Annotated in this window: 8 protein-coding genes; 3 read left to right on the plus strand and 5 right to left on the minus strand. The window is 71.5% G+C overall.

Features of this window, described 5'->3' with window-relative positions:
* From FHG89_RS06200 to FHG89_RS06215, 4 genes are all read right to left on the minus strand, one after another.
* A partial coding sequence (locus FHG89_RS06200; RefSeq protein WP_139583394.1) for a hypothetical protein occupies positions 1 to 1,167 on the minus strand: 1,167 nt, incomplete at its 3' end.
* A gap of 77 nt (positions 1,168 to 1,244) precedes the next feature.
* On the minus strand, positions 1,245 to 1,553 hold the full coding sequence (locus FHG89_RS06205; RefSeq protein WP_139583395.1) for a cupin domain-containing protein: 309 nt from the start codon (positions 1,551 to 1,553) through the stop codon (positions 1,245 to 1,247).
* Positions 1,550 to 2,500 carry an LLM class F420-dependent oxidoreductase gene (locus tag FHG89_RS06210; protein WP_139583401.1) on the minus strand — a complete coding sequence of 317 codons (951 nt, stop codon included), beginning with the start codon at positions 2,498 to 2,500 and terminating at the stop codon, positions 1,550 to 1,552. The genes FHG89_RS06205 and FHG89_RS06210 overlap by 4 nt, the downstream gene beginning before the upstream one ends.
* Before the next feature lie 2 nt (positions 2,501 to 2,502).
* Positions 2,503 to 3,288: an ABC transporter ATP-binding protein gene (locus tag FHG89_RS06215; protein ID WP_139583396.1), complete on the minus strand. Its 786-nt coding sequence runs from the start codon at positions 3,286 to 3,288 to the stop codon at positions 2,503 to 2,505.
* 270 nt (positions 3,289 to 3,558) lie between these two features.
* Between FHG89_RS06215 and FHG89_RS06220 the strand changes: the two genes are divergently transcribed.
* Positions 3,559 to 4,590 carry an ABC transporter substrate-binding protein gene (locus FHG89_RS06220; RefSeq protein ID WP_139583397.1) on the plus strand — a complete coding sequence of 344 codons (1,032 nt, stop codon included), beginning with the start codon at positions 3,559 to 3,561 and terminating at the stop codon, positions 4,588 to 4,590.
* A 100-nt stretch (positions 4,591 to 4,690) separates the two neighbouring features.
* Entirely contained in the window at positions 4,691 to 5,542 is an 852-nt protein-coding gene (locus FHG89_RS06225; RefSeq protein WP_139583398.1) for an ABC transporter permease, read from the plus strand.
* A 72-nt stretch (positions 5,543 to 5,614) separates the two neighbouring features.
* Here FHG89_RS06225 and FHG89_RS06230 read toward each other — a convergent pair whose 3' ends face one another.
* Positions 5,615 to 6,796 (minus strand): ABC transporter substrate-binding protein, encoded by a 1,182-nt coding sequence (locus tag FHG89_RS06230; RefSeq protein ID WP_139583399.1) that lies wholly within the window; start codon positions 6,794 to 6,796, stop codon positions 5,615 to 5,617.
* Between the two features lie 444 nt (positions 6,797 to 7,240).
* On the opposite strand from FHG89_RS06230, the gene FHG89_RS06235 reads away from it, so the two are divergent.
* Positions 7,241 to 9,669: sensor histidine kinase (locus FHG89_RS06235; RefSeq protein WP_139583400.1), on the plus strand; the 2,429-nt coding region annotated here is incomplete at its 3' end.

Here is a 9,669-nt window from a genome sequence, read left to right on the forward strand (position 1 = left end):
GGGTCGGGGAGCGTCGGGGGTGGCCGGGCCGTGTTGGCCGCTCGCCGTGGTACCCGGCCAGTCCCAGTGCGCCGGAACGGTGCGCACCGCGGCGTCGGCGGTGTGCGGGTCGGGACGGGTCCGCCCCGCGGTGGTGGGCTCCCCGGCGATGGTCCCGAGCCCGGTGCGCTCGGTGGTGGTGGGCTCGTCCGACGGGTGGTCGGTGGCGTCGAGGTCGTCGGCCGGAGCCGTCGACCTGGCGCCGGGCAGGGCGGGGCCGGCGGGCAGTGGACGCAGGATGGTGGTCGGCTCGATCACCTGCGGGTCGGTGCCGCGGGCCCGTACCGGCCAGCGCAGCAGGGCTGCCGCCGCCGCGCCGAGCGCACCGGCGAGGATCGCGATCAGCGCGCCGTAGTAGGGGGTGGTCTGGTAGCGGTCCACGACGTCACCGGGACCGGCGGTCAGGTAGGCGAACGCCACCAGACCCGGACCGGCCACGCCGGTGGCTCCGCTGGTCAGGGGGACCTGACCCCGCCAGCGGGAGAACCCGGCGGTCACCGCGCCGGCGAGCAGCGCCGTGATGGGGAGCAGCACCAGCGAGAGCCGCTGGGCGGCGTCGTCGTCGAGCCAGCTCGGCTCCAGCACGCCGAGCCGCACCGTGGGCAGTGGGCCGGTGGTGCCGAGCGACGGCAGGATGGAGATCAGCGCCACCAGCCAGACCACGCCGGCCACGGCCGCCATGTTCCAGCCCAACTCGGGCCGGAACAGGACGGCGATGGCCGCGCCCGCTCCGATGACCGCGCCGAGGATGGCGCAGATGCCGACCGCCCAGACCGGGTCGACCGAGATCAGCTCGGCGGCGCGGGCGGGTTGCATGCAGAGCGGCGCGACGGCGGTGGCGCCGAGCGCGGCAGCGCCACCGATGGCCAGCTGCCGGCCGGTGCTGGCCGCCGGGGTGTCCCGGCGGGCCAGTCGCCCGGTCAGGACGGCGCCGGCGACGGCGGCGTTCGCGGCGAACCAGCCCACCCAGACGAGCTGGGCCGGCCACTGGTTGACGGTCGTGCCGGTGAAAGCGCCGGTGAGCCGGACGATGCCGAAGCCGTACGCGACACCGAGCTGACCGGCCCCGGCCAGCACGCTCACCCCGAGCGCCGTGAGCAGCAGTCTGCCCCAGGTCCGAAAGGCCATGTCCGGCACGTTACGCACCTGGTACACCGGATCGCCACCGGCGCGCCGCGCGGCGCGCCGGCCCGCGGCCGGCGGTTCTACTTGAGTTCGACCAGCCGGGCCAGGTAAGTCGTGTCTCCGACATTGGTGAGCATGTGCACCGCTCCCGGGTCCCGGTAGACCACTCCACCGGTGGGCTCGTCGGCGTCGATCCGGGTGCCGTCGACGGTCTGTACGACGTTCTTCGCGCCCTCGATCGCCACCACCAGGTAGGGGTGGTCGTGCCGGTGCAGTGGCTGCCGCTCGCCCGGCTCGAGCCGGATGTGCCAGACCCGGACCCGGTCGTTCTCGTACACGATCTCCTGGCCCACCGGCCCGAGTTGGGTTCCGTCGATCACGTTGGTCATCGTTCTCCGTCCAGTTGCGGGAGCACCTCGGCGGCGATCAGCTCAAGGTGGTCGAGGTCGGCGAGGTCGGTCATCCGCAGGTGCACCCGGGTGGCGCCGATCTCGGCGAACTCGCCGAGGCGCTGCACGAGCTGCGCGGGCGACCCGACCACCGGGTCCTCCGGCGGCAGCGCGCTCTTCTCGTGCAGGGGCGCGGCACGCCGCTGCGCCTCCGCGTCGGTCCGGCCGATGGCCACCACGATCCCGGCGGAGAGCACCAGCGGCGCGCGCCCGGACCCGGCCCGGTCCGCGCGGTCGCACGCCTGCCGCACCCGGTCGTACGCCGTGGCGGTCTCCGCCACGGACTTGAACGGCATGTTGAACTCCGTGGCGTACCGGGCGGCCAGGTCGGGGGTGCGCTTGGGGCCGCGTCCGCCCACGATGATCGGTGGCCCGGGCACCTGCACCGGTCTGGGCAGGGCGGGCGCGTCCACCAGCCGGTAGTGGTCGCCGGCGAAGCTGTACGTCTCGCCGGACGGCGTCGCCCACAGACCGGTGATCACCTCAAGCTGCTCGGCCAGCCGGTCGAAGCGTTCACCGACGGACGGGAACGGGATGCCGTACGAGGTGTGCTCGCGCTCGTACCAGCCGGCGCCGATGCCCAGCTCGACCCGGCCGCCGCTCATCTGGTCGACCTGCGCGACCATCACGGCCAGCGGGCCGGGCAGCCGGAAGGTGGCCGACGTCACCAGGGTGCCGAGGCGGATGCGTTCGGTCTCCCGGGCCAGCGCGGCGAGGGTCAGCCAGGCGTCGGTCGGGCCGGGCAGTCCGGGGTCGGCGCCCATCGACTGGTAGTGGTCGGCGCGCAGGAAGCCCTCGTAGCCGCCGGCCTCCGCCAGCTTGGCGAAGCGGAGCTGGTCGTCGTAGGTGGCGCCCCGGTGCGGCTCGGTGAAGAGCGACACCCGCATGTTCATCGTCCCTCCGCGCCGGCCGCGGCCGGCTGGTCGCGTTCCATCAACAGCTCGTGCAGGTCGGCGCTGACCTGGGCCACGTCGGCGAGGTGGGCGTTGCGGCCCAGGGTGCGGGGCCGCGGGATGGTCACGTCGACGACCTTGCGGATGCGACCGGGGCGAGGGCTCAGGACGACCACCCGGTCGGCGAGCAGCACCGCCTCGTCGATCGAGTGGGTGACGAAGACGATTGTCGGCTTGTTCTCCATGTGCACCCGCTGGAGTTCACCGGAGAGTTCCTCGCGGGTGAGCGCGTCCAGCGCGGAGAACGGCTCGTCCATCAGCATCACCCGGGGCTCGCCGATCAGCGAGCGGCACAGCGAGACGCGCTGCTGCATACCGCCGGAGAGTTCGTGTGGCAGCCGCTTCTCGAAGCCGGACAGCCCGGCGACGTCGAGCAGCTCCCGGGCGCGCCCGCGGTGCTTGGCGCGGCTCCAGCCGAAGACCTCGACCGGCAGCAGGACGTTGTCGAGCACACTGCGCCAGGGCAGCAGAGCCGGTTTCTGGAACAGCATGGCGATGTCCCGGCGGGGCCTGGTGATCGGCGTACCGGCCACGGTGATCTCGCCGGCGGTCAGCGGGAGCAGCCCGGCGATCAGCCGGAGCAGGGTGGACTTGCCGCAGCCCGAGCGGCCGAGGACGGCGACGAACTCCCCCTCGGCGACGTCGAGGTCGATGCCGCGCAGGGCTTCGACCCGGCCGGACCGGCCCTCGAAGGTACGCGACACCCCGGACAGTCGGATCATCTCCGGCGGACCTCCGCTGAGTGGACGGTCAGGAATCCGACAAAGGCTAGCGGGGTCGTCCGCGTATCGCACCGTCCGGGGTGCTCGTCATGTTGTTTCCGTTCCGCAACCCGATACGCCTGGCGTCGCAACTGTGGGTTTCTCGTACGCTGTGCCCGCGAAGAGTCCCCCACGATGGCGGTGCCGGCTTCCACCCCTCCCGCCGGTTCCGCCGCGACAACCCCCTCCGGTGGCCTGCCGGCCCCGGTCGGAAAGGACATGGTGCTACTGATGAGAAGGCTGACCCGTACGGTCGCTACGGCCGCGCTGGCCACTGCCCTCGCTCTCGTCTCCGCGTGCAGCAGCGGGTCGGATTCGGGTGACGACGCCAAGGGCGGCAACGGCGGGGCTCTGGAGAAGGTGACCTACCTCACCTCCTTCGGCAACTTCGGCCGTGACTCCTACGCCTGGGTGGCGAAGGAGAAGGGCTTCTTCAAGGAGGCCGGGTTCGACGTCGAGATCAAGGCTGGTCAGGGCACCGGTGGCGTCATCCAGACGGTCGTCGGCGGCCAGGCCGACTTCGGGCCGATCGATCTCACCGGCGGTCTGCTCCAGCTCGGCAACGGCCAGGCGAAGGACTTCGTCGCGGTGGCCGCGATCCAGCAGCGCACGATGGCCGGCATCGCCACCGTCGAGGGCAAGAACATCGCCTCCCCGAAGGACCTCGAGGGCAAGAAGCTCGCCGACACCCCCGGCTCCGTCGTCCGCAACCTGTTCCCGACGTACGCCCGGCTCGCCGGTGTGGACGCCAGCAAGGTGACCTGGGTCAACGGTGAGGCGCAGGCGCTGATCGGCACGCTGGCCTCCGGCTCGGTGGACGGCATCGGCCAGTTCGTCGTCGGTCAGCCGACGATCGAGGCGGTGGCCAAGAAGAAGGCCGTCATGCTGCCGTACAGCAACGTGATGCAGGACCTCTACGGCAACGTGCTGATCACCTCCAGCAAGATCGCCAAGGAGAAGCCCGAGATGGTGAAGCGGTTCACCGCGGCGCTGCTCAAGGGCCTGGAGTACAGCCTGGCGAACCCGAAGGAGGCCGCCGACCTGCTGAAGAAGAACGTCGACGCCACCAACACCGCCTCCGCCGCCGCCGAGCTGGAGCTGATGGCCGCGTACGTCCGCTCCGGCAACTCGGGCACCGCCATCGGCACGCTGGACAGCGGCCGGGTCGCCAAGAGCATCGCGATCCTGCAGGGCGCAGGCGCGCTGAAGCAGAACATCACCCCCGAGCAGATCATCGACTTCAGCCTCGCGCCGAAGGCCTGATCGTCCGGTCGTCACCAGGGGGTACGTCCCGCCGGATCCGGCGGGACGTACCCCCGTCGCTCGTCGGCCGCCGCGGCCGTGGGATATCGAGGAGAAGTAGATGACCGACGTCCGCTCAGCAGAGCCGGCCGTGGCGGCGACCCCGCCTCCGGGTCCCGGCCGCGAGGCGGGTCGGGGCGCCGGCCTGCGGGCCGGGACCGGGGCGACGCTGCTGCCCGTGGCCGGCATCGTCGTCGCCCTGGCGGCGTGGTGGCTCATCGCCCGGCTGGAGCTGGTCCACCCGGCCGCCCTGCCGCCGCCGGGTGACGTGCTCGCCGCGTTCGTCGACAAGCCCGCCCGGATGTTGGAACACACCTGGGACACGCTGCTGGAGATCCTGTTCGGCTTCGCCCTGTCCGCGGCCGCCGGTGTCCTGATCGGACTGTCCTTGGCCAGCTCCCGTACGGTGGAGCGGATGTTCACTCCGCTGCTGGTCGCGGTGAACGCGGTGCCGAAGATCACGCTGGGTCCGCTGCTGGTGGTGGCGTTGGGCTGGGGTCAGAAGCCCATCCTGACCATGGTGTTCCTGCTGTGCTTCTTCCCGATCGTGCTGTCCACCGCGACCGGGCTGACCACCACCCCGTCCGACCTGGCGGAGCTGGTGCGCTCCTGGAACGCCTCCCGCTGGCAGGCGTTCCGCAAGGTGCGTTTCCCGGCCGCGCTGCCGCAGATCTTCGTCGGTCTCAAGGTGGCCATGCCGCTGGCCGCGATCGGCGCGGTGATCGGTGAGTTCCAGGCCGGTGAGAGCGGCCTGGGCTACGTCATCCTCCAGTACGCCGGCGTCGGCGACACCGCCACCGCCTGGGCGGCGATCATGCTGGTGGCGCTGGTGAGCATCCTGCTCTACTCGGCGCTTCTGCTCATCGAGCGGATCGCCCTGCCCTGGGTACGCGAGACCACCAGCAGCCGCTGACGGCTCCATCCCGAGCATCGGCGAGGGCCGGCCCCCTGGTTGGGGGCCGGCCCTCGCCTTTCGTGGTGGGGCTCAGCCTGCCAGCCGCCAGCGGCCGTTGCGGGCGACAAGCGTGGTGAGGGCCTGCGGCATCAGCCCGGAGTGGTTGTCCGGCGTCATTCGGATCGGGCCGGAGAGGCCGTCCATCTGGGACGTCTCCAGCACGTCGCGGATGCCGCTGCGGTCCACCTTGCCGATCTCGCCGCCGGCGCGCAGCTCTGCGTCGGCGATCAGCTGCACGGCGTCGGCGGCGAACGACGACGATCCGTTGTACCCGCCGTAGCGCGCGGTGTAGTCCTGGAACCACTGCCGCCGGGCCGCCTTCGCGGGCGTGGTGGCGATCACGTCGTCGATCACCATCGTCTGCGTGAAGATCAGCGTGGCCCGTTCGGTGGCGCGGGCCGCCGGGCCGAGGAACAGGTCACCGGCCGCTCCCGCGTCGAAGAAGAGCGACCCACGGAAGGCGGCCTGCTGTGCGCTTGTGGCGGCCAGCGTCGCCTGCTCCGGTGGCGTCCAGACGATCAACGCGTCGGGCTTCTTCGAGGTGAGCTGGCCGATCTGCTGGCTGACGTCGGTGTCGGTGGTCTTCACCACCTGCTCGCCGGACGGCTTGATCTCGGTCTTGGCCAGCTCGCGGCGCAGCGCGGTCGCGCCCTCCCGGCCGTAGTCGTCGTCGCTGTAGAGCAGGCCCACCTTGCGGACGCCCTTGCGACGCAGTTCGGTGGTCAGCGCGGCGGCGCTGTCGGCGGCGTTCGGGCCCAGCTTGAACATGTAGCGCCGTTCCGCGACCGGAGCGGCGATCGTCCCGGAAGCGGCGAGCGCAATAGTGGGAATCCGCTTCTCGTTGATGGTGCCGACCGCACCGACCGCGCATTCGTTACAGCCGCCCATGATGATGGCGCTGACTTGGGAATCGCTGCTGAAGTCGGCGATGTTGCGCAGTGACTCGGCGGCGTCGGAACGGTTGTCCTTCACCCTCAGCTTGATCTCCCGGCCGTTCAGTGCTCCGGAGGAGTTCAACTGCTCGACCTTGAGATCCAGGGCCCTCTGGTATGCCCGGCCCACCGGCGCGGCGGCGCCCGAGAGTTCGAGGTCCGCAGCGATCACGATCGGACTCGTGTCCTTGTCGTCCCCACCGAACTGGCAGCCGGTGAGCGTGGTGGCAACTACGGCCGATGCGAGCGCCGCGATGGTCGCGGAGCGGATGGGGCTCAACTCAGTCCTCCAGGTGCGGGCGCGGGCGCTGCCCGGTCACCGCCGCTAATCCGTCCTCAGTGGAGGACGGGATATCCTCTGCCGTACGGTGTGCGCGAAGCCTGCAAAACCTTGCCAATGGCCGGCGCTGTGGTCAAGCGCGGACCCCGGTTGCATTTTCGGGACGGTCATCCCACATGCTGGGGTAACACAATGTTTGCAAAAGCTCACTTTGCATACACGCGTGACCACTCTGGAGTTACATGCCCTGATCAGGGGCTTGCGGAAATGAAGGTATCAGTTGACCGGATCACGGGTTCCGCGCCGTCCGACCGTTTCCTACCCGACTGCGGCTTCCCAAACAGGATCTTCTCTGATGAAATCGCGGCCGTGCCGCGCGTGGTCCCCTCCGCTTACGGCACGGTTCGGCGGGTCAGGCGGGGAAGAAACGACGGAGGCGATGTCGTGAGCACCGGACCGACGACCCTGCCCGCGCTCGGCGACTCCACGCGACGTCCGCGCCGGGGGTTGCCGCGGCTGCGTGACGCCCGGATCCGGTCCAAGTTGGCGCTGATCCTGGTCGTCCCCGTGGCGGCGGTGATCGCACTGGCCACGGTCCGGCTGATCTCGGTCGGCGAGGGCGCCTTCGACGCCACCCGGGCCCGGTCGCTCACCGCGCTCTCCATCGACGTCAGCGCGCTCACGCAGGACCTCCAGTCCGAGCGGATGGCCGCGGCGGCCTACCTGGCCACCCCGCAGCAGCCCGCCGACGCGTTCAACCTGCGGGTCCGTCAGACGCAGCAGCGGATCGACGAGTACCGCGCCGAGCGGGGCCGGATCGGCGAGGTGCCGGCGGCTCTGCGGGACCGGCTGGCGGCGATCGACGGCCACCTGTCCACCCTGGACGGCACCCGGCAGGAGGTGCTCGACCGCCGTCAGATGGCGGTCGCCGAGGCGGTGCTGAGGTACGGCGTCATCCTCACCGACCTGGTCGCCTACGGGGACGGACTCGCCGAGCTGCCCGGCGACGAGAGCCTCTCGGACAGCCGTCGGGCCGTCGCCGCGTTCGCCCGCGCCAAGGCGGCGGTGGCCGAGGAGCAGGCGGTGGCCTTCACCGCGCTGACCGCCGGCCAGCTCGACGAGGAGCAGTTCTCCTCCTTCGTGGCCACCCTGACCAGCCAGCAGGAGGCCCTGGTCGCCTTCTCGCTCGCCGCCGACCCGGTGCAGCGGGCGCTTGTCGACAGCACCGTCTCCGGTGACGCGGTCGGGTTGTCCGACCGGGTCGCCACCGACCTCGTCCGCTCCGTCGGGCAGCGTCCACTGGTCAGCGCGCAGGACGCCACCGCAGCCATCGGCGCGGTCAACGACCTGATGCGGTGGGCCGAGGTCCAACTGCAGAACCGCCTCCTCGCACAGGCCGACCAGGCGCGCTCGGACGTCATCCGGCAGGCCGTGGTCGAGTCGGTGCTGGTGCTACTCACCCTGATCATCGCTGTGACGCTGGCCGTGGTGCTGGCCCGCTCGCTGAACCACTCGCTGCGCCGGCTGCGTGAGGGCGCCCTGTCGGTGGCCAACCACGACCTGCCCGACGCCGTGCAGCGGCTGCAGAACATGGGCAGCGTGGGCGACGGCGGCGTGGAGGAGATCGTCCGGCAGGTCCGGGACCCGATCCAGCTCACCAACCGCGACGAGGTCGGTCAGGTGGCACTGGCCTTCAACGTCGTCCACCGCGAGGCGGTACGCGTCGCGGCCGAGCAGGCCGCGCTGCGTACCAGCGTCTCGGCGATGTTCCTCAACCTGGCCCGCCGCAGTCAGACCCTGGTCGACCGGATGATCGGCGAGCTGGACGCGATCGAGCGCGGCGAGGAGGACCCGAAGCGGCTGGCGCAGCTCTTCGAGCTGGACCACCTGGCCACCCGGATGCGTCGCAACGACGAGAACCTGCTGGTCCTGGCCGGCGCCGACTCCGCCATACCGCGTCGCGACGACGCGCTCGTGGTGGACGTGCTGCGCGCCGCGCAGTCCGAGGTGGAGCTGTACAACCGCATCGAGTTCGGCACCGTGGACACCGACATCTCGGTGGCCGCGCACGCGGTGAACGACGTGGTACGCCTCGTCGCCGAGCTGCTCGACAACGCGACCCGGTTCTCGCCGCCGAACACCACTGTGGTCGCCGACGGTCGCCGGATCCGGGACTACGTGCTGATCCAGATCGAGGACCGCGGGCTGGGCCTCACCGACGACCAGCTCGACTCGCTCAACCGGCGCCTGGCCGCGCCGCCGAGCGTGGACGTGGCCGCGTTCCGGCTGATGGGTCTGGCCGTGGTGAGCCGGCTCGCCTCGCGCTACGGCATCCGGGTCGAGTTGCGCCGCAACGCGGAAGGCGGCACCGTCGCCCAGGTGACGCTCCCCGCCGCCACCGTGGTGCTGCCCAGCAACCGGGGTCGCGAGCAGGTGCTCACCCGGCCGCGTCAGCCGATGGCGGTCGAGCAGACGCCGCTCACCCCGGCCGGTCACGCCGAGTCGTACGCCGGTGCCGGCACCGGCGCGGCGACGTTGCCCGACCAGTGGCAGAGCAGCACCTCCGCGCCGACCCAGTGGCAGTCGCCGTTGGACTCGCGGGACACCTCAGCGGCCGTGCAGGCCGGCGGTTTCACCGGAGCGCAGCAGGTGGCGCCGCCGGCCCCGGCCGCCCCGGCGTCCCGGCCCGCCTACAGCAACGGGGTGGGCGCCTCGGCGGGCAGCCCGACCGTGGCGTACCCGACAGTCGACCCGCTGCCGCGGCGCGGCTCCGGGGCGGACAGCGCCGACGGACGTACCGCGCCGGTGCTGCCGGTCGGACCGGTCGCCGGTCCCGGTGCGGTCGCACCGCCGGTAGCTCCGCCAGTTGAACA

The organism is Micromonospora orduensis (assembly GCF_006228125.1).
Taxonomy (GTDB): Bacteria; Actinomycetota; Actinomycetes; order Mycobacteriales; family Micromonosporaceae; genus Micromonospora; species Micromonospora orduensis.

What these genes read in the sequence shown, in the direction of transcription:
- FHG89_RS06210 (WP_139583401.1), bottom strand. Translation starts at nt 2,500, where the DNA reads ATGCGGGTGTCGCTCTTCACCGAGCCGCACCGGGGCGCCACCTACGAC.
- FHG89_RS06215 (WP_139583396.1), bottom strand. Translation starts at nt 3,288, where the DNA reads ATGATCCGACTGTCCGGGGTGTCGCGTACCTTCGAGGGCCGGTCCGGC.
- FHG89_RS06220 (WP_139583397.1), top strand. Translation starts at nt 3,559, where the DNA reads ATGAGAAGGCTGACCCGTACGGTCGCTACGGCCGCGCTGGCCACTGCC.
- FHG89_RS06205 (WP_139583395.1), bottom strand. Translation starts at nt 1,553, where the DNA reads ATGACCAACGTGATCGACGGAACCCAACTCGGGCCGGTGGGCCAGGAG.
- FHG89_RS06225 (WP_139583398.1), top strand. Translation starts at nt 4,691, where the DNA reads ATGACCGACGTCCGCTCAGCAGAGCCGGCCGTGGCGGCGACCCCGCCT.